24 protein-coding genes and 1 tRNA gene are annotated in these 21,360 nt (G+C 69.8%); 14 read left to right on the top strand and 11 right to left on the bottom strand.

Annotated elements, in window-relative coordinates; all coding sequences use genetic code 11:
• The first annotated feature begins 22 nt into the window (after window positions 1–22).
• The gene (locus tag ACHWVH_RS08110) at window positions 23–1,213 is read left to right on the top strand and encodes a DUF1501 domain-containing protein (protein WP_152238999.1); all 1,191 of its coding nucleotides are present in this window, start codon (window positions 23–25) and stop codon (window positions 1,211–1,213) included.
• Between the two features lie 181 nt (window positions 1,214–1,394).
• Here ACHWVH_RS08110 and ACHWVH_RS08105 read toward each other — a convergent pair whose 3' ends face one another.
• Window positions 1,395–2,183, bottom strand: coding sequence for a zinc-dependent peptidase (locus ACHWVH_RS08105; RefSeq protein ID WP_267105994.1), 789 nt, complete (start codon window positions 2,181–2,183; stop codon window positions 1,395–1,397).
• A complete protein-coding gene (locus ACHWVH_RS08100) occupies window positions 2,150–2,434 on the bottom strand; it encodes a hypothetical protein (protein ID WP_017917075.1) in 285 nt (94 codons plus the stop codon). The genes ACHWVH_RS08105 and ACHWVH_RS08100 overlap by 34 nt, the downstream gene beginning before the upstream one ends.
• Window positions 2,435–2,589: 155 nt before the next feature.
• Between ACHWVH_RS08100 and birA the strand changes: the two genes are divergently transcribed.
• From birA to ACHWVH_RS08080, 4 genes are all read left to right on the top strand, one after another.
• The gene (birA, locus tag ACHWVH_RS08095) at window positions 2,590–3,555 is read left to right on the top strand and encodes a bifunctional biotin--[acetyl-CoA-carboxylase] ligase/biotin operon repressor BirA (protein ID WP_394686971.1); all 966 of its coding nucleotides are present in this window, start codon (window positions 2,590–2,592) and stop codon (window positions 3,553–3,555) included.
• The gene (locus tag ACHWVH_RS08090; RefSeq protein ID WP_267098797.1) at window positions 3,552–4,295 is read left to right on the top strand and encodes a type III pantothenate kinase; all 744 of its coding nucleotides are present in this window, start codon (window positions 3,552–3,554) and stop codon (window positions 4,293–4,295) included. The genes birA and ACHWVH_RS08090 overlap by 4 nt, the downstream gene beginning before the upstream one ends.
• Window positions 4,296–4,417: 122 nt before the next feature.
• The gene (locus ACHWVH_RS08085; RefSeq protein ID WP_394686965.1) at window positions 4,418–5,266 is read left to right on the top strand and encodes an SPOR domain-containing protein; all 849 of its coding nucleotides are present in this window, start codon (window positions 4,418–4,420) and stop codon (window positions 5,264–5,266) included.
• A gap of 98 nt (window positions 5,267–5,364) precedes the next feature.
• Window positions 5,365–5,440 (top strand) — tRNA-Thr (locus ACHWVH_RS08080).
• Between the two features lie 121 nt (window positions 5,441–5,561).
• On the opposite strand, the gene ACHWVH_RS08075 is transcribed toward ACHWVH_RS08080, so the two are convergent.
• Window positions 5,562–6,026, bottom strand: coding sequence for a hypothetical protein (locus tag ACHWVH_RS08075; protein WP_394686964.1), 465 nt, complete (start codon window positions 6,024–6,026; stop codon window positions 5,562–5,564).
• A gap of 398 nt (window positions 6,027–6,424) precedes the next feature.
• On the opposite strand from ACHWVH_RS08075, the gene rocF reads away from it, so the two are divergent.
• From rocF to ACHWVH_RS08055, 4 genes are all read left to right on the top strand, one after another.
• Window positions 6,425–7,348, top strand: a complete 924-nt coding sequence (gene rocF, locus ACHWVH_RS08070; protein WP_026144365.1) for an arginase — start codon at window positions 6,425–6,427, stop codon at window positions 7,346–7,348.
• Between the two features lie 142 nt (window positions 7,349–7,490).
• Complete coding sequence (locus ACHWVH_RS08065; RefSeq protein ID WP_010341023.1) at window positions 7,491–7,643, top strand: entericidin A/B family lipoprotein; 153 nt, start codon at window positions 7,491–7,493, stop codon at window positions 7,641–7,643.
• Between the two features lie 52 nt (window positions 7,644–7,695).
• Window positions 7,696–7,830, top strand: coding sequence for an entericidin A/B family lipoprotein (locus ACHWVH_RS08060; protein WP_026143575.1), 135 nt, complete (start codon window positions 7,696–7,698; stop codon window positions 7,828–7,830).
• Between the two features lie 185 nt (window positions 7,831–8,015).
• The gene (locus ACHWVH_RS08055; RefSeq protein WP_010341025.1) at window positions 8,016–8,231 is read left to right on the top strand and encodes a CsbD family protein; all 216 of its coding nucleotides are present in this window, start codon (window positions 8,016–8,018) and stop codon (window positions 8,229–8,231) included.
• 70 nt (window positions 8,232–8,301) lie between these two features.
• Here ACHWVH_RS08055 and ACHWVH_RS08050 read toward each other — a convergent pair whose 3' ends face one another.
• Complete coding sequence (locus ACHWVH_RS08050) at window positions 8,302–9,252, bottom strand: hypothetical protein (RefSeq protein ID WP_394686963.1); 951 nt, start codon at window positions 9,250–9,252, stop codon at window positions 8,302–8,304.
• A gap of 108 nt (window positions 9,253–9,360) precedes the next feature.
• Here ACHWVH_RS08050 and ACHWVH_RS08045 point away from each other — a divergent pair, with 108 nt between their 5' ends.
• The 3 genes from ACHWVH_RS08045 (at window position 9,361) to ACHWVH_RS08035 (ending at window position 12,221) form a co-directional block, all read left to right on the top strand.
• Window positions 9,361–10,653, top strand: a complete 1,293-nt coding sequence (locus ACHWVH_RS08045) for a tryptophan--tRNA ligase (RefSeq protein ID WP_394686962.1) — start codon at window positions 9,361–9,363, stop codon at window positions 10,651–10,653.
• Between the two features lie 360 nt (window positions 10,654–11,013).
• Complete coding sequence (locus ACHWVH_RS08040; protein ID WP_394686961.1) at window positions 11,014–11,946, top strand: MBL fold metallo-hydrolase; 933 nt, start codon at window positions 11,014–11,016, stop codon at window positions 11,944–11,946.
• A gap of 35 nt (window positions 11,947–11,981) precedes the next feature.
• Complete coding sequence (locus ACHWVH_RS08035; protein WP_394686960.1) at window positions 11,982–12,221, top strand: peptidase; 240 nt, start codon at window positions 11,982–11,984, stop codon at window positions 12,219–12,221.
• 310 nt (window positions 12,222–12,531) lie between these two features.
• Here the strand turns inward: ACHWVH_RS08035 and ACHWVH_RS08030 are convergent, their stop codons facing one another.
• Both ACHWVH_RS08030 and ACHWVH_RS08025 read right to left on the bottom strand, forming a co-directional pair.
• Window positions 12,532–13,119 (bottom strand): hypothetical protein, encoded by a 588-nt coding sequence (locus ACHWVH_RS08030; RefSeq protein ID WP_394686959.1) that lies wholly within the window; start codon window positions 13,117–13,119, stop codon window positions 12,532–12,534.
• Between the two features lie 473 nt (window positions 13,120–13,592).
• Window positions 13,593–14,006: a Rap1a/Tai family immunity protein gene (locus ACHWVH_RS08025; protein WP_267093063.1), complete on the bottom strand. Its 414-nt coding sequence runs from the start codon at window positions 14,004–14,006 to the stop codon at window positions 13,593–13,595.
• A 122-nt stretch (window positions 14,007–14,128) separates the two neighbouring features.
• Here ACHWVH_RS08025 and yedA point away from each other — a divergent pair, with 122 nt between their 5' ends.
• Both yedA and rarD read left to right on the top strand, forming a co-directional pair.
• Window positions 14,129–15,025: a drug/metabolite exporter YedA gene (yedA, locus tag ACHWVH_RS08020; RefSeq protein ID WP_148829938.1), complete on the top strand. Its 897-nt coding sequence runs from the start codon at window positions 14,129–14,131 to the stop codon at window positions 15,023–15,025.
• Window positions 15,022–15,924 carry an EamA family transporter RarD gene (gene rarD / locus ACHWVH_RS08015; protein ID WP_295924483.1) on the top strand — a complete coding sequence of 301 codons (903 nt, stop codon included), beginning with the start codon at window positions 15,022–15,024 and terminating at the stop codon, window positions 15,922–15,924. The genes yedA and rarD overlap by 4 nt, the downstream gene beginning before the upstream one ends.
• A gap of 139 nt (window positions 15,925–16,063) precedes the next feature.
• On the opposite strand, the gene ACHWVH_RS08010 is transcribed toward rarD, so the two are convergent.
• The 5 genes from ACHWVH_RS08010 to ACHWVH_RS07990 form a co-directional block, all read right to left on the bottom strand.
• Window positions 16,064–17,206 carry an alpha/beta fold hydrolase gene (locus tag ACHWVH_RS08010; protein ID WP_267083912.1) on the bottom strand — a complete coding sequence of 381 codons (1,143 nt, stop codon included), beginning with the start codon at window positions 17,204–17,206 and terminating at the stop codon, window positions 16,064–16,066.
• A gap of 150 nt (window positions 17,207–17,356) precedes the next feature.
• Window positions 17,357–18,667: an ABC transporter permease gene (locus ACHWVH_RS08005; RefSeq protein ID WP_394686958.1), complete on the bottom strand. Its 1,311-nt coding sequence runs from the start codon at window positions 18,665–18,667 to the stop codon at window positions 17,357–17,359.
• A gap of 64 nt (window positions 18,668–18,731) precedes the next feature.
• Window positions 18,732–19,889, bottom strand: a complete 1,158-nt coding sequence (locus tag ACHWVH_RS08000) for an ABC transporter permease (protein WP_152246529.1) — start codon at window positions 19,887–19,889, stop codon at window positions 18,732–18,734.
• A 13-nt stretch (window positions 19,890–19,902) separates the two neighbouring features.
• Window positions 19,903–20,592: an ABC transporter ATP-binding protein gene (locus ACHWVH_RS07995; protein WP_017908954.1), complete on the bottom strand. Its 690-nt coding sequence runs from the start codon at window positions 20,590–20,592 to the stop codon at window positions 19,903–19,905.
• Window positions 20,593–20,653: 61 nt separating this feature from the next.
• On the bottom strand, window positions 20,654–20,824 hold the full coding sequence (locus ACHWVH_RS07990; protein WP_153752516.1) for a hypothetical protein: 171 nt from the start codon (window positions 20,822–20,824) through the stop codon (window positions 20,654–20,656).
• Window positions 20,825–21,360 lie beyond the last annotated feature (536 nt).

Here is a 21,360-nt window from a genome sequence, read left to right as displayed (position 1 = left end):
CTTCGCCGCACGGAGACCCGCCATGCACCGTCGCCGCTTCCTGCTCGCGTCCGCCGCCGCTGCGGCCAGCCTGCCGTTCGCCGGGCGCCTGTTCGCCGCACCGGCGCCGTCGCCGCGTTTGTTGGTGGTATTCCTGCGTGGCGGCTACGACTGCAACAACCTGCTGGTGCCGTACGCGAGCGATTTCTACTACGCCTCGCGGCCGAGCCTGGCCATCGCCAGGCCGGATCCGGCCAATCCGAACAGCGCCATCGCGCTGGACACGCAGTGGGGCCTGAACCCAAGGCTGCGCGACACGCTGATGCCGCTGTGGACCGACAAGCAGCTGGCCTTTGTGCCTTTCGCCGGCACCGACGACCTGTCGCGCAGCCACTTCGAGACCCAGGACAGCATCGAGGCCGGGCAGCCGGCCGGGCAGCGCAGCGACTACCGCACCGGCTTCCTGGCGCGGCTGTCGCAGGTGGCCACCGGCACGCCGTCGATCGCCTTCACCGATTCGCTGCCGCTGAGCTTTCAGGGCGGTGGCGACATCCCAAATCTCTCGCTCAAGCGCAATCCGACCCCGGCCTTCGACCAGCGCCAGGCCGATATCCTCGCCGGCATGTACCACGGCACCCAGTTGGCCAGTGCCGCGCACGACGGCCTGGCGCTGCGCCAGCAGGTCTCGCAGGCCCTGCGCGACGAGATGCAGCAGGCCAACCGCGGCGCCGCCAGCGCGCGCACCTTCGCCGACGAGACACGGCGCATCGCCACGCTGATGCGCGAGCGCTACCGGCTCGGCTTCGTCGATGTCGGCGGCTGGGACACGCACGTCAACCAGGGCAGCACCGACGGCGCGCTGGCCAACAACCTGGCCAACCTGTCCGAGGGGCTGTCGGCCTATGCCGAGGCGCTGGGGCCGGAGTGGCGCAATACGGTGGTGGTGGTGCTGTCCGAGTTCGGCCGCACCTTCCGCGAGAATGGCGACAAGGGCACCGACCATGGCCACGGCACCACGTACTGGGTGCTGGGCGGCGGGGTCAACGGCGGCCGCATCGCCGGCGAGCAGGTGGCGGTGAGCAAGGACAAGCTGTTCCAGGACCGCGACTACCCGGTGCTGACCAACTACCGCGACATGTTCGCCGGCCTGCTCGGCCGCATGTGGGGTCTGTCGCCGACGCAACTGCAGAAGGTGTTTCCGCAGGCGCATGCGCGGGATTTGAAGTTGGTGTGATGCGTTTTCCGCGATGGAGGGATTCGGGAAATGTCCTGTAGGGGCGGCTTCAGCCGCGACGGGTGCACTGTGGGAGGGACTTCAGTCCCGACGCGTGACGCGCTCGACTCCCCGTAACGCATGCGTTGTCGCGTTCATCGCGGCGACGTCTTGAAGCGATGCCTCAAGACGCGATGGCCGCTCAGTCCGCGGCAAACGGAGAGCGACCATAGAACCGCGCCAGATGCGCCGCCACTTCCGGCATCTCGCGCTGCAGCCGCTCTGGCGCGGAAAAGTGATACTCGCTGACCACCGCGAAGAATTCTTCCGGCGCTTCGGCGGCGTAGGCGTCGATCTCGCTGGCGCGGCCGCGGTCCACGCGCGCGCAGAAGGCATCGTAGCTGCGCTGGAAATCGTCGGCCCATTGCCGTTGCCACGTACGCGGCAGCAGCGGCGTGCCGTCCAGGGCGCCGTCGAGCACGTCGAGCTTGTGCGCCATTTCGTGCACCGCCACGCAGTAGCCGGCACGTGGATCGTCCAGGTCGGCCTGCACGTCGGCCCAGGACAGGATCAACGGGCCGCTGTCCCAGGATTCGCCGATCAGTTCGTCTTCCCACTCGTGCAGCACGCCGGCCGCGTCGACATGGCTGCGCTGCACGCGGAACGCGTCCGGGTAGACCAGCAATTGCGACCAGCCGCGCATGCCCTCGCTGCCGTACTCCAGCAGCGGCAGACAGCACAGTGCGGCGAGCAGGCCGCACTGCCGGGCATCCAACTGCAGGCCGCCCAGCGGCGAGATGGTCTTGCGATGCAGGAATTCGCTGGCCAGCGTACGCAGGCGCTGTTCGCGCGGCGCATCCAGGGCGGCGACCCAGGCGCAGTCGCGGCGCACGGCCTGCCAGGTAGGGTCATCGATGGCGGCGGGTTTCGACCACAGCCCGCGCAGCCAGCGTGGAATCAGCGGAACATCCCCGGCAGGAAGCTGTGCCACTTCGGCATGCGCATGCGCGGCACCAGGTCGCTGTCGCTGCCGCCGCCCGTGGTGGTCGAAGCCGGCTTGCCGGTGGAGGCGGGCGCATGCAGCGCCGCGGGCGGGCGCGTCGGCGTGCTGTCGGCATCGGCCGCGTCGCCGTAGGTGCAGTCGGTGTGCGGCTTCTCCGCCAGCACGTTGGACGCGTGGGCGGCGGCGAGTGGCAGCAGCAACAGGAGCAGGCAGGGCAGGGAACGGCGCATCGTCGGCATCCAGGGCGAGCGGCGGTGAATCCCGATTCTAACGCGGTTTTCACCCGCTGCAGGACCCCGGCCCTGGGCGCCCGGGGGGCGTTGCCGCATACTTTTCGGTTTACGAGGTCGCGCGACTGCGCGCCCGGGGGCGAAACGAGGCGATGGAACCGGCGTTGGACGAGCGCGAACTGTTGACCAGGCTCAGCAAGGGGCCCCTGTCCGGCGATGCCCTGGCGCGCGCCTGCGGGCTGACCCGGGCGGCGGTGTGGAAGCGCATTCAGGCGCTGCGCGCGGCCGGGGTGGAGATCGAGGGCCGGGCCGGCGAGGGCTATGGCCTGGCACGGCCGCTGGAACTGCTCGACGCCGCGGCGATCCGGGCCGGACTGAGCGGACCGGCGAGCGCCGAGCTGGCCGGGCTGGAGATCGCCTGGAGCCTGGTCTCCAGCAATACCACCCTGCTGCAGCGGCCGGCGCCGGCGCAGGCCAGCGAGGTCCTGCTGGCCGAGCGCCAGACCGGCGGCCGTGGCCGCCGTGGCCGGGTCTGGGCCTCGCCGCTGGCGGCGCATCTGTATCTGTCGGTGGCGCGCAGCTTCCAGGGCGGGCTGGGCCGGCTGGGCGGCTTGAGCCTGGCGGCCGGCGTGGCCGTGGCCGCAGCCCTGCGTGCGGCCGGATTCGCCTCAGTCGGGCTGAAGTGGCCGAACGACCTGCTGGCCGACGGGCGCAAGCTGGGCGGCCTGCTGGTGGAAGGCGGCGGCGAGTTCGCCGGGCCGGCGCGGGCCGTGATCGGCCTGGGCCTGAACGTGGCGATGCCGGCGGCCGCTGCCGCGGACATCGACCAGCCGTGGACCGACCTGACGCGGCTGGCCGGTGGCGCGGTGTCGCGCAACGCGATCGCCGCGGCGGTGCTGTCGCAGCTGTTGCCGGCGCTGGCGCTGTTCGACGCGGAGGGACTGGCGCCGTTCCTGCCGCGCTACGCCGCGCTGGATCTGCTGGCCGGACGCGCCGTGCGCATCGACGATGGCGGCCAGGTGCGCGAAGGCACGGCCCTGGGGCTGGCCGAGGACGGCGCGCTGCGGGTGGCCTTCGCCGACGGCGAGCAGCTGGTGCATGCGGGCGACGTCAGCGTGAGGCCGGCATGAGCGACTGGCTGTTCGACCTGGGCAACTCGCGCTTCAAGTTCGCCGCGCTGGAACACGGGCAGGTGGGCGCGGTGCAGGCCTGGCCGCATGGTGCCGAGGCGATGGACGCTGCGGCGGTCGCGGCGCTGCCGCAGGGTGGCACCGCCTACGTTGCCAGCGTCGCCGCGCCGGCCCTGACTGCCACCGTGCTGGAGGCGCTGCGCAGCCGTTTCGCGCAGGTGCAGGTGGCGCGCACCGAGGCTGCCTGTGCCGGGGTGCGGATCGCGTACGCGCGACCGCAGGCCTTCGGCGTGGACCGGTTCCTGGCCCTGCTCGCCGCGCATGGCGGCGGCGACGTGCTGGTGGTGGGTGTGGGAACGGCGCTGACCGTGGACCTGCTCGATCGCGACGGCCTGCACCACGGCGGCCGCATCGCGCCGTCGCCCACGGTGATGCGCCAGGCCCTGCAGCAGAAGGCGGCGCAGCTGCCGGCCGAGGGCGGCGAGTACCACGAGTTCGCCGCCGACACCGCCGACGCCTTGGCCTCCGGCTGCGACGGCGCGGCGGTGGCGCTGATCGAACGCAGCCTGCAGCAGGGCGAGGCCTTGCTGGGGCGACGGCCGCGGCTGTTGCTGCATGGCGGCGGCGTGCCACCGCTGTTGCATGCGTTGCCGCCAGCCGAGCAGCGACCGGCGCTGGTCCTGGATGGGCTGGCGCTGTGGGCGCAGGCGCACGCCGTGGCTGGGGCCGGTGCCGCCTGAGCGGGCCGGCGCAGGCGGCCGCGATGCGGCGCGGCGAAGGCGGACGTTGCGCCGAAGTCGCAACGTCCCACGCAAACGCCACTGTCTCTCCCAAGGTGCATCGCACGCTCTAGAATCCGGCCATGCTCGTTCGCGCCCTGCTCGTCGTCCTGACCATCCTCAACCTCGGCGTCGCGATGTGGTGGGCGATGCAGCCGCCGACGCCGCCCCCGGTGCCGATGCCGGCCGTGCCGGCCGGGGTGGCGACGCTGCAACTGGTCAATGAAGCGCCGGCGCCGGCTGCTGCGCCAACTCCGCCGGCGTCTGCGCCTGTCGCCGCGCCAGCCGATGCGCAAGCGGACACCGCCGTCGCCGCCGATATTGTCGGAGCGGTTCCGGCGCAGGCTGACGCGCCGGTGGCTCCGACCACCGCTGCACCCTCCAATGCGCCCGCGCCGCCCGCTGCCGTGCCTGCGCCCGCTCCAACCCAGGCCCAGGTCGAGCCTGCGGCGAAGCCCGCCGCCGACGCGGCGGTGTGCCTGAGCATAGGACCGTACCCGGACCGCGATGCGGCGCAGGCGGCCGTCGCCGCGCTGGCCCCGGGCGCGCCGCGTCCGCGCCTGCGCGAGGCCGCCGACAGCGACGCCACCAGCTTCCGCGTGATCTTGCCGACCATCGGCGGCGAGGACGGCCTCAGGCAGGCCACCGAGCGCATCGTCGCCGCCGGCATCCGCGACTATTACCCATTGCGCCAGGGCGATGCCGGCAACGCCATCGCCCTGGGCCAGTACCGCAGCCGCGAGGGGGCCGAGCGCCGCCGCCAGGAACTGGCCCGTGCCGGCTTCAACGCCGACCTGATCCCCAGCGGCGGCAGCGGCCAGTCGCGCTGGTGGCTGGACCTGCGCGCCGACTCCGCGGTGCAGGCCGCGACCCTGCGCCGCCAGCTCGGCGCCGCGCGGCAGCGCACCGTGGACTGCGCCACGCTGCGCTAGAATGCGGCGCCTGTGCACGGCGCCGCGCCATAGGGCGTGTCGAGGCCCGCGCCAGCAGGTAGACTGCCCCGGGCCCGCCCGCGGGCGTCGTCCATCTTGCCGCTTTAGCTCAGTCGGTAGAGCAACTGTCTTGTAAACAGTAGGTCATCCGTTCGATTCGGATAAGCGGCACCATCTTCGATCCGCCGGCATCCGCAGATGTCCGCGCTGCGCCATCAATCCGCTGAAACAGCGGGTTTTTGCTTTCTGTCGCGTGCCCTCACGAACATCCGGTCGAGCAGGGAGCAACTGCGCGTCACGCGAGCAGGGTGTGGCGTGGCGGATGGCAAGCACGCAGCAGCACACTCGCGAGGCAACAGCCGCTCAACCGAAGCGCGGTTGGATCGCCACGTGTTGTCGCGAGCTGCGCTACGGGCTTCGCGGCATGAGCAAGGACTGCGCGCGCGGAAAGCGGACAACCCTGCTGCTGCAAGAAGGCGATGGCCTCTCTGGTGCGCCGGAGCAGCCCGGTGTTCGCGATGAAGGTCGTCTTCGCTCCCTGGAACGCCAGCACGACGTTCTCGGTTCCCCATGCCTTCCGATAGTCCACGCTGGCGATCTCGCGGTACGGACGGGTGCGCGTGCGCAGCACGCGGTACTCCACGTGGTCTGCGTGCAGGATCAGCATGGGGTTGAGGCTGTTGTGCGCCCACGCGAACCAGGGAAGGAACGTGAGCCCGGCGAACGCGGCCTCCAGGGTCACGGTCAACGGTTTTTCCAAGGCGATCTCCATAAACGGCAGAGCAGCGTCGCCAGCCAGCGCCGCCGCCGTCCAACCGCGGGCCTTGGGCAGGTGCGCTGCGGGCTTGCTGCGAGCTTCCTCGCCGGAAGAGCTGACGATGCCGAGCCCTCTTTGGCGAGGGCGAGCGACGCAGAGTCCTCGATGCAGTCCTCAGCGATTGACTGCTCACGTCGATGCGCATGCATCCGGTGTGTTGCCTCTGCAGCCGTGGACCACGGCTTCTCGCATCAGCCACAACCGCCGGCATCCACCTTGCGCCGCACGTCCGTCATTCAACACAACTGCAAGCGCAGGCATGCCGCCTGCTGCGACGCGGCGAGTCGTGCCATGCCGGTCCCGCTAGACTGGGTCACTTTTTTTGGCTGGAGCGTATGCGCATGAAGTCCTCCTTTCTGCCGGTTTCCCTCATCGGCGTGCCTACCGACATCGGTGCGGGTCATCGCGGTGCGCGCATGGGGCCGGAGGCGCTGCGTATCGCCGGCCTGCATGAGGCGCTGGCCAATCGTGGTGTCGAGGTGCGCGACATCGGCAACATCGATGGCCCGCGCAATCCCTGGCAGGCGCCGGTCGACGGCTACCGCCACCTGGACGAGGTGGTGGCCTGGAACCGCGCGCTGATGGAGGCCAGCTACGCCGAGCTGCGCGCCGGGCGCATGCCGATCGTGCTCGGCGGCGACCATTGCCTGGGCATCGGTTCGATCACCGCGGTGGCGCGGTACTGCCGCGAGCAGGGCCGCAAGCTGCGCGTGCTGTGGCTGGACGCGCATTCGGACTTCAATACCAGCGAGGTCACGCCGTCGGGCAACGTGCATGGCATGCCGGTGGCCTGCCTGTGCGGGCTGGGCCCGCAGGCGCTGACCGAGCTCGGCGGCAGCGCGCCGGCGTTGCGCCCGGAGCAGGTGCGGCAGATCGGCATCCGCTCGGTCGACCCGGACGAGAAGCGGCTGATCAAGCAGCACCGCGTGGACGTGTACGACATGCGCTACATCGACGAGATGGGCATGAAGCGGACCATGGAGGCGGCGCTGGACGGGCTCGACGCCGACACCCATCTGCACGTCAGCTTCGACGTGGACTTCCTCGACCCCAGCATCGCCCCGGGTGTCGGCACCACCGTGCCCGGCGGCCCCAACTACCGCGAGGCGCAACTGGTGATGGAGATGATCGCCGACAGCGGGCGCATGGCCTCGCTGGACATCGTGGAGCTGAATCCGGTACTGGACCACCGCAACCTGACTGCGGAGCTGGCCGTGGACCTGGTGGAGAGCCTGTTCGGCAAATCGACCCTGATGCGGGACTGAGCGACGCGGGCTCACCCTGAATGGGTCGCCGGTTCATTCACGTGAAATCCACAGTCGTGACGGCAGATTCACCCCCAGACGGTAGCGCGGCGACGCCTATCGCCGCCCACCCCGACCACCTGCGACTGCCGAGGACGACCCGATGAAGCGACTGACCACCCTGTTGATGCTGACCCTGTTTTGCGCTGGTGTGCTGACCGGCTGCAACACCGTTGCCGGCGCCGGCAAGGACATGCAGAAGGCGGGCGAGAAGGTGGAAGACAAGGCGCAGGATTGCAGCGCTGGCAAGTGCTGAGTTTCGCGCGGCCGCGTGCCGCGTCCCATGACCAAGTGAAGGAGTTAAACCCATGAAGCGTACGTTTGCGTGGATGCTGCTGGCGATGTTCTCGGTGGGCCTGCTGGCCGGTTGCAACACCGTTGCCGGTGCCGGTAAGGACGTGCAGAAGGCGGGCGAGAAGGTCCAAGACGCCGCCAAGAACTGAGCCTCGGCTCGGTCACCAGAAACGGGTCGGCTTGCCGGCCCGTTTTTTTTTGCGCGACTGCCGGCCATGCGTAACGGTTCACGATGCTCATGCGGCGCTGACGCTGCGTTGATCGGTCCGCGACGCAGGCCGCGCGATGCTGCGCAAACGGCGTGCAGCGCCATTCACACATCACGAGAGATGCCATGAACAAAGACATCATTGCCGGCAAGTGGACCCAGCTCAAGGGCAAGATCAAGGCGCAGTGGGGCGACCTGACCGACGACGACTTCGACGTTGCCGAGGGCAACACCCAGTACCTGGCCGGCAAGCTGCAGGAGCGCTACGGCTGGGCGCGCGACCGCGCCGAGAAGGAAGTGCACGCGTTCCGCGACAGCCTGGGCAAGGAATACCACGACTGAGGCGCACACCGCTCCCGCGTCGTCGACACGGGCCGCATTGCGGCCCGTGTTTTTTTGCGTCTGTGCCGATTCAACGCGCCGGCGGATCCGGCACGTAGTCGCCGGGGAACGCATTCGGCGCGACCGCCACGCGCGGCGTCGGCGTCTCGCGTGGCAGCACGCCGCGTGCGATCAGCCGTGCGCGGCTGTCGTAGCGCAGCTCGGTCCGTTGCATCGGCACGTCGCTGGCGCGCTCGAATTCGGTGACGCGCGAGGGCGACCACTCGCGCGCGCCGTGGCCGGTGCCCAGGCGCTGCTGCACGCGGGCAGCGGAGGTGCCTTCGCGCGCATACGCCCGCGCGTCCGCGGACGGTGCCGCCGCGAGGGGCGCGGCCGCACTGCGTTGCGGGACGTCGGCGGCCGCTGCCGGTGCAGGCGGCGCGCCCGGCGCCGGGACGCCGGGCGTTGCCGCGCGCGCGGCTGCGTTGGAAGCTCTCTCGGCGTCGACGCCTGCGTCACCCGGGACGGTATCGGGCCATGCCCGCGCTTCGTCGAACACCGCCATGCCGATCACGCCCACGTTGCGCGGACGTCCGGTGCGTGCCGCATAGCTGTCCTCCAGGTCGGTGAACACGAACTGCGCCACGTCCTCGGACGATTTGCGCCACCCGGCGATCTCGGTTTGTTGCCACGGCGCCAGCACATAGCCGCGCTGGTCGCTGGCCGCGGTCTGGCCACTGACCGCGTTGACGCCGTCCACCGACAGCACCACCAGCACCCGCGCGCCGGTCAGGTTGGTCAGGCGCAACGCGTAGCGGTGGCCGGGCGTGGCGGCGATCCAGCGCTCGCCGCGCCAGGCATGCGCGGGCAGCGGATCGTCGCCGGCATCGCGATCGATCACCTGCAGCTGCACCGCCGGCGCCGAGCTCGGTGGCGATGGCCATGGACGGAAGCCGCACAGCCCGCCGATGCACAGCAGCGCGAAGGCGAGCACGGCGAGGGAACGGGAACGGCGGGGCAGGGAAGGAGCAGGAACGTGCATCGCGGCGACTCCAGGACGGGGACGCCGGATTGAACGCACCACGCGCCGGAACGGGGTTGTCGCGCAGCGGGTAAACTCGCCGGGTTTCCCCCTGACCGTCCATTCCGCATGACCACCCGCGTTCTCACCGGCATCACCACCTCCGGCACGCCGCACCTTGGCAACTACGTCGGCGCCATCCGCCCCGCGCTGCAGGCCAGCCGGCGTCCCGGCATCGAGAGCTTCTTCTTCCTAGCCGATCTGCACAGCCTGATCAAGGCGCAGGACCCGGCGCGGACCCAGCGCTCGACCCTGGAGATCGCGGCGACCTGGCTGGCGGCGGGCCTGGATCCGGCGCAGGTGTGGTTCTACCGCCAGTCGGACGTGCCGGAGACCAATGAGCTGACCTGGTTCCTGACCTGCGTCGCCGGCAAGGGCATCCTCAATCGTGCGCACGCCTACAAGGCCGCGGTGGACAAGAACCGCGCCGACGGCGAGGACGACGATGCCGGGGTCACCGCCGGCCTGTTCATGTATCCGGTGCTGATGGCCGCCGACATCCTGCTGTTCAAGGCGCAGCAGGTGCCGGTGGGCCGCGACCAGATCCAGCACATCGAGATGGCGCGCGATTTCGCGCAGCGCTTCAACCACGTCTACGGCCGCGAGCACTTCGTGCTGCCCGACGCGCTGATCGACGAGCAGGTGGCGACGCTGCCCGGGTTGGACGGGCGCAAGATGAGCAAGAGCTACGACAACACCATTCCGCTGTTCGCCCCGCGCGAGGAGCTGAAGAAGCGGGTGTTCGCCATCGTCACCGATTCGCGCGCGCCCGGCGAGCCGAAGGAGACCGAGGGCTCTGCGCTGTTCCAGCTGTACCAGGCCTTCGCCAGCGTCGAGGAGACGGCCGCGTTCGCGCAGGCGTTCGCCGCCGGCATCGGCTGGGGCGAGGCCAAGCAGCAGCTGTTCGAGCGCATCGATGCCGAGATCGCGCCGATGCGCGTGCGCTACGAAGCGCTGATGGCGCGCCCGCAGGACATCGAGGCGATCCTGCGCGACAACGCGCAGCGCCTGCGCGAACGCTATGCGATCCCGTTCCTGGCTGAGCTGCGGCACGCGGTGGGCCTGCGCGATCTGTCGGCGCAGGCCGATGGCGCTACCGAAGCGGCGACGGCCAAGCAGGCGCTGCCGAGCTTCAAGCAGTACCGCGAGGCCGACGGCCAGTTCTACTTCAAGCTGCTCGATGGCGAGGGCGTGCTGCTGTTGCAGAGCGGCGGCTTCGCCTCGCCGCGCGACGCCGGGCAGACCATCGCCGCGCTCAAGCAGGCCGCACAGGCCGAGGCGCTGCAGGCGGCGCCGGTGACCCTGGAAGCAGCGGCCGAGACGGTGCTGGCGGCGCTGGCGCGGCTGCGCGAGGCGGGCTGAGCGCTCGCGCGGCGGTCCGTCGTAGAAGCGGCTCCGACAGGGCGGCACTAGCCTTGTCGGAGGATTGCATTGTGGGAGGGACTTCAGTCCCGACGACGGAGGGTGTCAGGCGGCGCTCGGCTTCGCTTGTCGCGGCTGCATGACGGTCGACTCCTACAGACAAATGACGCGTTCCATCGCGACATCCGAAGCGCGTGTGTTTGCCGGCCGCATGCAGTCGGGACTGAAGTCCCTCCCACAATGGGCTGTCGGGTCTCCGGCGTTTCCGTTATTCGTCCTCATCCGGCCCTTGCCGCCCGGCACTGGCAGCATCCTCCATACCGCCTAGAATGGAGCTTCGCCCAGCCACGCTTCTGCGCCATGCCACGCGATCCCAGCATCCATCTCGTCGATACCGGCTTCCAGCGCGCGCAGTTCGATGCCGCCTACCTGATCGTGGAGAACGGGCGCGGCGCCTTCGTCGACTGCGGCACCAGCCATGCCGTGCCGCTGCTGCTGGACGCCCTGGCGCAGGCCGGTCTGGCGCCGGCCGACGTGGACTGGCTGATCCTCACCCACGTGCACCTGGACCATGCCGGCGGTGCGGGTGCGCTGCTGCAGCACCTGCCGAACGCGCGTCTGCTGGTGCATCCGCGCGGTGCGCCGCACATGATCGATCCGGCGCGGCTGATCGCCGGCGCCACCGCGGTGTACGGCGAGGCGGAGATGGCGCGCAGCTACGGCAGCATCGTGCCGGTACCGGCGGAGCGCGTGGTGGTGGCCGAGGACGGCCATCGCCTGTCGCTGGCCAGGCGCGAGCTGTTGTGCATCGACACCCCCGGGCACGCCCGCCATCACCTGTGCGTGTGGGATGCACGCAGCCGCAGCTGGTTCAGTGGCGACACCTTCGGCCTGTCCTACCGCGAACTGGACAGCACGCGCGGTGCGTTCGCGATCCCGACCTCGTCGCCGGTGCAGTTCGAGCCGGAAGCGATGCAGGCCTCGATCCAGCGCATGCTCGGCTACGCGCCGCAGACGCTGTACCTCACCCACTACGGTCCGGTGGAGGGCGCCGAGACGCTGGCGGCGGAGCTGCTGGAGCAACTGGAGGCGATGGTGGCGATCGCGCGTGGCTGCGACGGCCGTTCCGACCGCCATCGCTGCCTGGTCGCGGCGCTGACCGCGCTGTATCTGGAGCGGGCGCGGCTGCATGGCTGTCCGCTGGACGATGCCGGCGTGGAGCGTGTGCTGCACATGGACATCGAACTCAATGCGCAGGGCCTGGCCTGCTGGCTGGATCGTCCCGCGCGCTGAACGGCGGCCGGTTTCGCGCACACGAATGCGTCGCCGTGCTGTCTCCGCACGACGCCATTCTCTACACTGTGCGGCCCGCTTGTTGCCAGGTCGTGACCGTGAACCCGATGCGCATGTTGCTGCTGTCCGCTTCCCTGTTCATGGGAGGTGCGGCACAGGCGGCCAACGATGCGCTGGCCGGCGATGCGGGCGGCGACGCCGATGCCTTGGAGCGACATGCCTTGCCGGCGAACAGCGATCCGGCCGAGGCCTGTGGTCCGGCGATGCCGGGCTGAGCGACGCCGGTCGAGCGACTTACGAGTGCCGTCACAGCACGTTGGCTGCGCGGTGCCAGGACCGTTGGCCAGCGACATGCGCGGTTGCGCTGAGGGTTCCGGGAGAAGGGGATCTTCGCGGGTGGCGCAAGGCCACGCGTTCAGCCGCGACGGGGCGTGACCGGCAATGCCTGTCGCGGTTGAAGCCGCTCCTGCGAGAGAACAACGCGGTGTTCGGCAAGGCTGCGAAAAGCGCGCGCTAGAAGTGGCCTGAAGCCGTTTCTACCGTGCCAGGTGCGTGCGGGTGCCGCAGGCGACCATGCCGCACTGCTCAGGCAGTGGTGTCGATCAACCCGCCGACGATGCCCTGATTGAGTAGGTCGCCGGTGACCGTGCCGCTGAGGCTGGGATCGGACTGCAGCAGCGACGACAGCTGCGGGGTCAGGCCCTGGCTGCTGAAGACGCCGGAGGCGTTGTACAGGCCCGGGGTCGACGGCGGCGCGGTGATGGTGCCGAGCAGGCCTTGGTCGTACGTTTGCGTGGCCTGGTCGAGGGTGGGATACGGCCCGGTGCCGGTCGAGGTCGACGAGCCGGCGGTCGAGGTGGAGGTGCCGGCAGACGAGGTCGAGGCCGCATCGGTGGGGCCGGCGCTGACGATGCTGTTGAACAGCCCGGCCGCGTTGTAGGTCAGGCCCGTGTCGGCTGGGGTGGTTCCCGCGAGGCCGCCGAGGCTGAAGATCACCGAGGCCTCGCCGGACAATTCCACCGCCTGCTGCACCGCGGCCTGATCGGTGCTGGCCACGATCGGGTTGCCGGCTTGAGCCGAACCGCTGGAGGCACTCGCTGCGGAAAAGCCATAGGGCGACGCGCCGTAAGGAGTGACGGTGCCGAGCGGCGACAGTGCGGTATCGATGGCCATGGCGGTGCGCAGCGAGCGGGTGTGTGTGCGTACAGATACGCCCGTGCGGCTGAACCGTCTCTTAGGTTTTTCGGGGGCTGTGGAGCGCCGGAACGGGCTGCAGTTGCGCTGTCATGGACGTCGGCTGATCGGTGGAAACTTCAGGGGTCAGAACTGCATTGAGCAGCACACTCCTTGCGCGAGGCCGGTCTCGTTTCTTCGGCCAGAGCGCGGCGCGGGTCGGCCATGCGCAGTGGCGGCAGCTGACGCGACCTGATTGAGAACCTTCATCTGCTGCGCGCTGCTGGTCTGGCTGTTGGCGCGCCCACGCGGACCTGCAGCGCCGCGGCCTGGTGATCACGGTGGAGCGCCGGGCGCCGCTGGCGGTGGCTGCGGTGCCAGTGTGGATGCCCGTGCGGCACCCGACGCATCGTCGCGCCAGCGGCTCATCACTGCCTCGTCGCGCCGACGCGACCTTGAGGCAGTCGGCGCCCTCAGTGCGATGGGCGGCGTGGCTTGGCGGGTTTGCAGGGGTACCGTTTGGCCAGGGCCTGCACGACCAGGTCGCTGGCGCGTTCGTCCAGGCGCGTATCGGGCAGCGCGCCGAGATCGGCGACCAGTGCCTGGACATCCGGTGGACCGGACTGGCCGGCCGGTCGGCACCATCGCGCGCCCTCGCTGCCGGCCGCGATGCCGAGCATGTAGGCGGCCGCCGTGCGCGAGGACACCATGACCCGCAGTTCCTGCGGTTGCTGTGGACCCAGGTCGTCTGCCAGCGAGCCGTCCAGCGGGGCTTCCAGCAACTGATGTCCGTTCAAGTCCCAGGGTCCGGCAGGCGGGCGTGCCGCGCTGTTGCTGCCCAGCGCCGCCAGCAGGGGCAGCGCGAGCCAGGTGCGGTGTGATGTCATCCACGACTCCTTTCTCGACGAACGATCTGTACGCCGCGGCAGCGCGCCGCGCGCGGGCGAGACGGCTTGCGCGCAGACCAGGTGCTCTAGAATAGCGCCCCCGCTGTCTCTGGCGCCGTCCGATGCCTTCTGCTCCTGTCGCCGCTGCGCCTGCGCGCGGCGGCTTCGTCGTTCTCGCCCTGTTCCTGGTCTATGTCGTCTGGGGCTCGACCTATCTGGCGATCCGCTTCGCCCTGGAAGGCGGCGCGCCGCCGTTGAGCGTGGTCTCCGGCACGCGCTTCGTGATCGCCGGCAGCGTGCTGTACGCGGTGCTGCGCTGGCGCGGGGTGCCCGCGCCCACGCGCGCGCAGTGGCGGCCGCTGGCCATGCTCGGCGCGCTCATGCTGGTCTGCGGCAACGGCCTGGTGGTGCTGGCCGAGCGTCAGGTGTCCTCGGGGCTGGCGGCGGTGGCGGTGGCCTCGGTGCCGCTGTGGATGGCGCTGTTCGGCACGCTGCGCGGCCACCACGCCAGCCGCGGCGAATGGCTGGGCATCGTGGTCGGCTTCGCCGGCGTGGTGTGGCTCAACGCCGGCAGTAGTCTCAATGCCAGCCCGCTGGGCCTGGTGCTGCTGTTGATCGCGCCGGTCGGCTGGGCGTTCGGCTCGGTGTGGTCGCGCGGGCGCGATCTGCCGATGCCGTTCATGGCCGCCGCCGGGCAGATGCTGTGCGGCGGGGTGATGCTGGTGGCGATCGGCCTGCTCAGCGGCGAACGCCTGCACACGCTGCCGAGTACGCAGGGGATGCTGGCGGTGGCCTACCTGTGCGTGTTCGGCTCGATCGTCGCCTTCACCGCCTACGTGTGGCTGCTGCAGAACGTACGCCCGGCGCTGGCCGGCAGCTATGCCTACGTCAATCCGGTGATCGCGGTGGCGCTGGGCAGTTGGCTCGGCAGCGAACGCTTCAGCGCCAGCGATTTCGGTGCGATGGCGGTGATCCTGGCCGGCGTGGTGGTGATCACCGTGGCGAGGACCCGGCGATGACCGCGGTCGCCGCGCAGGAGGCCCGGCGCGGCCTGTGGATCACCGCGGCGACCTTCGCGCTGTGGGGCGTGGTGCCGGTGTACTGGCACCTGCTGCAGGCGGTGCCGTCGCCGCACATCATCGCCCACCGCATCGTCTGGAGCACGCTGCTGGTGGTGGCCTGGCTGGTGTACAGCGCACGCCTGCAGTGGTGGCGGCGCATTGCCGCGCAGCCGCGCGCGCTGGCCACGCTGGCGCTGAGCAGCGTGGCGATCGCCTTCAACTGGGGCCTGTACATCTGGGCGGTCAATGCCGGCCACGTGATCGAGACCAGCCTGGGCTACTTCATCAATCCGCTGGTCAACGTGCTGCTCGGGGTGCTGGTGCTGCGCGAGCGGCTGCGTCCGCTGCAATGGCTGGCCGTTGCCTGCGCCGCGCTGGGCGTGGCCTGGCTGACCGTCGACGCCGGCACGCTGCCGTGGATCGCGCTGGGCCTGGCCGGCTCGTTCGGGCTGTACGGCCTGTTGCGCAAGCTGGTGCAGGTGGATGCGGTGGCAGGGCTGGGGGTGGAGAGCCTGTACCTGTTCCTGCCGGCGCTGGGCTTCGTGCTGTGGGGCGAGGCCGGCCACGGTGGCGGCTTCGTCGGTGCGTGGGGCTGGCGCAACGATCTACTGCTGGCATTCGGCGGCGTGGTCACCGCGGTGCCGCTGATCGGTTTCGCCTACGGCGTGCGACGTATCCCGCTGTCGCTGGTGGGGCTGCTGCAGTACATCGCACCGAGCCTGCAACTGCTGCTGGGCGTGTGGTTCTTCCGCGAGCCGTTCGACGCGGGCAAGGCGATCGGCTTTGCCGCCATTTGGATCGGCTTGCTGCTGTTCGCCGGCGAGAGCTTGTGGCGGCGAGCGGGGATTAGGGATTAGGGATTAGGGATTGGGGATTGGGGATTGGCAAGAGCATGAGCCGCCGCGGAACCAGCAGGCCGACAGTACAGCCCGCTGTTACGAATCCCCAATCCCGCCTCCCTGCTTTCCACAGCCGAATGGCTGGTCATCCCGCCGCTCAGCCGCGGCTACCGCTCGCGGCCGGCCCACCGGTGAGCTGCAGCTCGGGGTCCGCACGCGGCGGCAGCGGCTGCGGGCAGCGGCCGCCGTGGCTCGGCGACTGCAAGTCGGCGAACCAGTCCTCCACGGTCGGCGCCAGCAGATCCAGCCGCATCGGCAGGCTCAGGTGGTTCTCGCCGGGCATCTCCAGGTAGTGCGCGCGCGGGGCGTCCAGCGCCAGCAGGCGGCCGTGCGCCACCGGGATGTGCTGGTCGGCGCTGCCGTGTAGCAGCAGCACGCAGGCCGGCGCGGCGCGCGCGGCGGCGGTGACGTCGACCTGGTCCAGGTTGAGCGCCAGGCGCTGATTGGCGTTGGCGATCACCGCATCCAGGTTCTGCCCGCCGTAGCGCCAGCGCGCCAGGTCCATCGCCGCGCTGGCCATCCAGCCGCGCGGGCGGCTGGCGAGCATGTGCGGGATCATGTCGCGGATGCCGCGGCCGGCGTTGGCGAAGGACTCCATCGCGACCACGCCGTCGACCTGGTCGCCGAGCTTCTGCGCGGCGAACAGCGCGGTGGCCGCGCCGTAGGACACGCCGAACAGGTACACCGGACCCTGCACTTCGCCGCTGGCGCGCAGGGCGCGGATCACCGCGACCACGTCGTCGGACTCGCGGGTGCCGTAGCCGGCCGGGCCGCCGCCGGAGCGGCCGTGGTTGCGCAGGTCGATGCTGATGCTGCGGTAGCCGGCCTGGGCCAGGTCCAGCGACCACGGCAGCAGCGAGTCGCCGTCCATCATCCAGCCGTGCAGCAGCACCACGGTGCCGCGCGGGGCCATGTGCGAGGCCGGCGCCGGCGTGCCCACGTCCATGGCGAAATCGGCGTGCTCGTGGCCGCTGGCATCGCGGCCGGCATGCTCGTAGCGGTAGCGCATGTGGTAGTCGCCCGGGTCGATGGCGCGCCAGAAGATCGGGATGCCGCCCGGCACCACCACGTGGCCGCTGCGGTTGGGCAGGGTCGCCAGCAGGCTCTGGATGCGCTCCTCGTCCATCAACGGCGACACGCCGCCCGGCGCGACCAGGCGGTCGCTGAGCGAGGTGGAGGAGCAGGCGCTCAGCCACAGGCTGGCGCAGAGGACGAGCAGCAGGCGCAGGCGCGAGGACATGGGCGTGGCGGCGTGGAACCAAATGGCCGCGCAGGCTAGCGCCTCGGCGGCGGCCGTTCTACCGCGTTTCGATGACGGAACGATGACGCGTCAGCCGCCATTGGGCCGGGCCGGGACAGCGGTCCCGGCCCGGCGCGTTCAGTCCTGGCGCTACAGCGCGCGCAGGGCGGTGGTGATCGGCAGCCGCGCCGCGCGCAGCGCCGGGAACAGGCCGCCGACCAGGCCGATGCCCAGCGCCCACTTCAGCCCGGTCCACAGCAGCGGCGGGGACACCTTGAACTGGAACACCACCTGGCTGAAGTTGCTGCCCAGGGTGGAGACGCTGTAGCCGTTGAAGATCGCCCAGGCGATCAGCCCGCCCAGCACCCCGCCGAGCAGCGCCAGCAGCATGGTCTCCAGCATCACCGCCACCACCACCGGCAGCCCGCGGAAGCCCAGCGCGCGCATCGTGGCGATCTCGCGGGCACGGGTGGCGACCGCCGCGTACATGGTGTTGAGCGCGCCGAACACCGCGCCGATCGCCATGATGGTGCCGATGAAGGTGCCCAGGATCTCCAGCACCTTGCTGAGGTTGCCGCCCTGCTTGCGGTAGTACTCGCGGGTGGTGAACACGTCCAGCTTCAGCCGCGGGTCGGCGTCCATCGCCGCCTTGAACTGGCGGAAGCCGTCCTGGCCCTGGGTGCGCACGCTGATCGACTGGTAGGCGCTGCGGTTGTAGGTGGTGGCCAGGGTCTGGGTGTCGGTCCACAGTTCCGAGTCGTGCGCGTCGCCGCTGGCGAACACGCCGACCACGGTCCAGGCCTGGTTGCCCAGGGTCAGGGTCTGACCGAGCTGCAGGCCGCGGAACTGCGATTGCGCGCCCTTGCCGACCACGATCTCGCGCAGGCCGGGGGTGAAGCGACGGCCCTGCAGAATCCTGACCTTGTCGTGCACCGCCCAGCCCTGCTCGCCGACGCCGCGGAACTGCGCGTTGACGTCGGTGCCGTCGGACTTGGACTGCAGGTTCACCACCTGCGACAGTTCCGGCGAGACCAGCGGGCGGTTGTCGGCGCCGCGCGCCACACCGGCCAGGCTGGCGATCAAGGGCACCTGGTCGCGGGTGATGACCGAGTTGGTCTCGGCCTGCGAGCCGCCGCGCAGGACGATGGCGGTGGTGTCGTCGCCGGTGCTGTCCAGGGTCGCCTGGAAGCCCTGGCCCATCGCCAGCATCGCCACCAGCACGCCGACCACGCCGGCGATGCCGACCACGATCACCGAACTGGCGCCCCAACGCTGCGGCAGGCTGGCGATGCCGATGCGCGCGGCGGCGAGCGACAGCCGGCCGCTGCGGGTGACCAGCAGCAGCACGGCGAGCACCGCCACCAGCGCCAGCACCAGGAACCAGGGCAGGGCGATCCAGATTCCCAGGCCGAGCGCCAGCGCCGCGATCGCCAGGACATTCCATAACCATTGCATCTTCATTGCGTTGTTCCTCGGGTCTGCGTCGCCGTCCGTGGCATCGCTGTGCTGGAGAGAAGAGGCGGGCTCAGCGCCCGGCCAGGGCGTCGACGATCTTCAGCCGCTGCGCGCGCAGCGCCGGCAGCAGGCCGACCACCACGCCGATGACCAGCATCAGCGCCGCGCCGATCAGCCAGGTCTGCAGCGGCACCGCGTGCACCGGCAGTGCGCCGCGGCTGGCGCTGGCCAGCACCGGGATCGCCGCCGCCGCCAGCGCCATGCCGAGCAGGCCGCCGAGCACGATCAACAGCACCGACTCCACGATCACCAGGGTCAGCACGGTGCGGTCCTGGAAGCCCAGGGTCTTGAGCGTGGCCAGTTCCGGAATGCGTTCGCGCACCGCCTGCGCCATGGTGTTGCCGGTCAGCAGCACCAGGGTGAAGAACACCGCGCCCATGATCGAGGTGACGATCAGGCCGATGTCGGCGAACTGCTTGACGAAGGCCTGCTGGAATGCCGACTCGGTCTGCGACTTGGTCTCGTGGTCGGAGTTGGCCGACAGCGCATCGATCGCCTGCGCTACGCGCGAGGCGTGCTCGGGATTGTCCAGCCGCACCGTGTACCAGCTGACCCGGCCCTTGATGTAGTCGTTGCTCTCGTCGAAGTATTTCCAGTTCATCATCAACTGGTTCTCCGCCTGCACGTTGGCGCGGTCCTTGGCGCGGAAGATCGCCTTCAGTTCCAGCGGCCAGTCGTTGCTGCCGCCGCGCGGGAAGATGGTGGCCTGCAGCGGGATCACGTCGCCGACCTTCCAGCCGTTCTTCTTCGCCAGCGCCTCGCCCACCGCCGCACCGGTGCGGGTGTCGCGGAACGCCTTGAGCTGCTCCGGCGGCATCTCGTATTCGCTGTACACGTCGAAGAAGTTCGGCGCCACCGAGAAGTTGGGGAAGAAGTCCTTGGGATCCTTGTAGATGCCGCCGAACCACATCGCATAAGTCACGTCGCGCACGCCCGGCACGCTGCGGATCTGCGCTTCCAGGCGCACCGGCAGCGACTGGGTGATCGACAGGCGCGAGGCCACGACCAGGCGGTTGACGCCTTCCACCGAGCCGCCGGCGGTGAACGCGACGCGCACCGAGTCGAGCAGGCCGAACAGCAGGAACGCGACGATCACCGAGAATAGGGTCAGCACTGTTCGCGTCTTGCTGCGGAACAGTTGTGCCCAGATCAACGAAAAATACTTCATGGCATCGCCTCGCTCAGTGCGCGGCCGGCGCGTCGGCCAGCTCGCCCTTGTCCAGGTGCACGGTGTGGGTGGCGTACTCGGCGGCCTTGGGATCGTGGGTGACCATGACGATGGTCTTGCCGTGGCTGCGGTTGAGTTCCTGCAGCAGGCCCAGCACGTCCTCGGCCGAACGCCGGTCGAGGTCGCCGGTGGGTTCGTCGCAGATCAGGAAGGTGGGGTCGGAGACGATGGCGCGGGCGATGGCCACGCGCTGCTGCTGTCCGCCGGACAGTTCGCTGGGCTTGTGGTTGCGGCGCTCGGCCAGGCCGACCAGGGTCAGCGCGATCTCGGCATTGCGCTTGCGCTGGGCGGCGCTGAGCGAGGTCAGCAGCAGCGGCAGTTCGACGTTCTTCTGCGCGGTGAGCATCGGCATCAGGTTGTAGAACTGGAACACGAAGCCGACGTGGTGGCTGCGCCAGGTGGCGAGCTGCCCGCCGCTCATGCGGTCGATGCGCTGGCCTTCGATCTCGATCTCGCCGCCGCTGGGCGAATCCAGCCCGCCGATCAGGTTGAGCAGGGTGGTCTTGCCGGAGCCGGACGGACCCATCAGGGCGACGAAGTCGCCACGGGCGATATCCAGGTCGATGCCGTGCAGGACCTGGACTTTCTCGGGGCCGCGCTGGTAGGTCTTGGTGACGTTGCGCAGGGTGACGAGGGTGGACATGGTGGTGTTCCTGGCGGTGGACGAGGTGGAGGCGATGCGGTCGCCGATGGCGGCGATGTAATTACCGTTGCTTTTGCTTTTGATTTTTCTGTTGCTGTTGCAAGTGCAGCTGCAGCGGTTGTTGCTTTTGCTGTTGCTTCTGCCGTTGCCGTTGTTCTTGCTTTTGACTTGCCGGGTTCCCTTCCGAAGCGGCGGCCAGCGCGGGGAAAAACCCCGAAGGGGCGGCGTACATGGATGTACGCCGTCCGCGGCAGGGGCAGGATGCCCCTTCCGCGGATCCCCGGGCTGGACGCGGACCCGGAGCGCGAAGCGCGGAGGGCGCGTAGGCAGGGTGTGCTTTCTTTTGGTTACTTTTCTTTGCACAAGCAAAGAAAAGTAACTCGCCGCAAGGCGAAAGCTTTTGCTCTTGCATTTGCTGCTACTGCGGCGGCCGCTGGATTGTAGGAGCGGCTTACGCCGCGACATGCATGATCGATTACGCTGGTCGCTGCTGAAGCCGCTCCTACGGTTCTTCTTGTCCGACACGAAAGCTTGAAGCAACAGCAAAGGCTTTCGCCCTCGCGGGCGAGTTACTTTTCTTTGCTCGCGCAAAGAAAAGGTAACCAAAAGAAAGCGCGCCCTGCCTTGCGCCCTCCGCGCTACGCGCTCCGGGTCCGCGGATGCACCGGGGATTCGCGGAAGGGGCATCCTGCCCCTGCCGCGAACGGCGTACATCCATGTACGCCGCCCTTCGGGTTTTTCCCCGGTCCATCCGCCGCTGCGGAAGGG

The sequence above is a fragment of the uncultured Xanthomonas sp. genome (genome assembly GCF_964278005.1).
GTDB classification, from domain to species: Bacteria; Pseudomonadota; Gammaproteobacteria; order Xanthomonadales; family Xanthomonadaceae; genus Xanthomonas_A; species Xanthomonas_A sontii.
This window is presented reverse-complemented; position numbering and strand designations above follow the sequence as displayed.

Bases quoted from the DNA above. Each gene is read 5' to 3' on its own strand.
- ACHWVH_RS08025 (WP_267093063.1), bottom strand. From the start codon at position 14,006: ATGACATCACACCGCACCTGGCTCGCGCTGCCCCTGCTGGCGGCGCTG.
- ACHWVH_RS08085 (WP_394686965.1), top strand. From the start codon at position 4,418: ATGCTCGTTCGCGCCCTGCTCGTCGTCCTGACCATCCTCAACCTCGGC.
- ACHWVH_RS08090 (WP_267098797.1), top strand. From the start codon at position 3,552: ATGAGCGACTGGCTGTTCGACCTGGGCAACTCGCGCTTCAAGTTCGCC.
- ACHWVH_RS08040 (WP_394686961.1), top strand. From the start codon at position 11,014: ATGCCACGCGATCCCAGCATCCATCTCGTCGATACCGGCTTCCAGCGC.
- ACHWVH_RS08010 (WP_267083912.1), bottom strand. From the start codon at position 17,206: ATGTCCTCGCGCCTGCGCCTGCTGCTCGTCCTCTGCGCCAGCCTGTGG.
- ACHWVH_RS08000 (WP_152246529.1), bottom strand. From the start codon at position 19,889: ATGAAGTATTTTTCGTTGATCTGGGCACAACTGTTCCGCAGCAAGACG.
- ACHWVH_RS08050 (WP_394686963.1), bottom strand. From the start codon at position 9,252: ATGCACGTTCCTGCTCCTTCCCTGCCCCGCCGTTCCCGTTCCCTCGCC.
- ACHWVH_RS08060 (WP_026143575.1), top strand. From the start codon at position 7,696: ATGAAGCGTACGTTTGCGTGGATGCTGCTGGCGATGTTCTCGGTGGGC.
- yedA (WP_148829938.1), top strand. From the start codon at position 14,129: ATGCCTTCTGCTCCTGTCGCCGCTGCGCCTGCGCGCGGCGGCTTCGTC.
- ACHWVH_RS08055 (WP_010341025.1), top strand. From the start codon at position 8,016: ATGAACAAAGACATCATTGCCGGCAAGTGGACCCAGCTCAAGGGCAAG.
- ACHWVH_RS08065 (WP_010341023.1), top strand. From the start codon at position 7,491: ATGAAGCGACTGACCACCCTGTTGATGCTGACCCTGTTTTGCGCTGGT.
- ACHWVH_RS08005 (WP_394686958.1), bottom strand. From the start codon at position 18,667: ATGAAGATGCAATGGTTATGGAATGTCCTGGCGATCGCGGCGCTGGCG.
- ACHWVH_RS07995 (WP_017908954.1), bottom strand. From the start codon at position 20,592: ATGTCCACCCTCGTCACCCTGCGCAACGTCACCAAGACCTACCAGCGC.
- rarD (WP_295924483.1), top strand. From the start codon at position 15,022: ATGACCGCGGTCGCCGCGCAGGAGGCCCGGCGCGGCCTGTGGATCACC.
- ACHWVH_RS08045 (WP_394686962.1), top strand. From the start codon at position 9,361: ATGACCACCCGCGTTCTCACCGGCATCACCACCTCCGGCACGCCGCAC.
- ACHWVH_RS08030 (WP_394686959.1), bottom strand. From the start codon at position 13,119: ATGGCCATCGATACCGCACTGTCGCCGCTCGGCACCGTCACTCCTTAC.
- ACHWVH_RS08110 (WP_152238999.1), top strand. From the start codon at position 23: ATGCACCGTCGCCGCTTCCTGCTCGCGTCCGCCGCCGCTGCGGCCAGC.
- rocF (WP_026144365.1), top strand. From the start codon at position 6,425: ATGAAGTCCTCCTTTCTGCCGGTTTCCCTCATCGGCGTGCCTACCGAC.
- ACHWVH_RS08100 (WP_017917075.1), bottom strand. From the start codon at position 2,434: ATGCCGACGATGCGCCGTTCCCTGCCCTGCCTGCTCCTGTTGCTGCTG.
- ACHWVH_RS07990 (WP_153752516.1), bottom strand. From the start codon at position 20,824: ATGTACGCCGCCCCTTCGGGGTTTTTCCCCGCGCTGGCCGCCGCTTCG.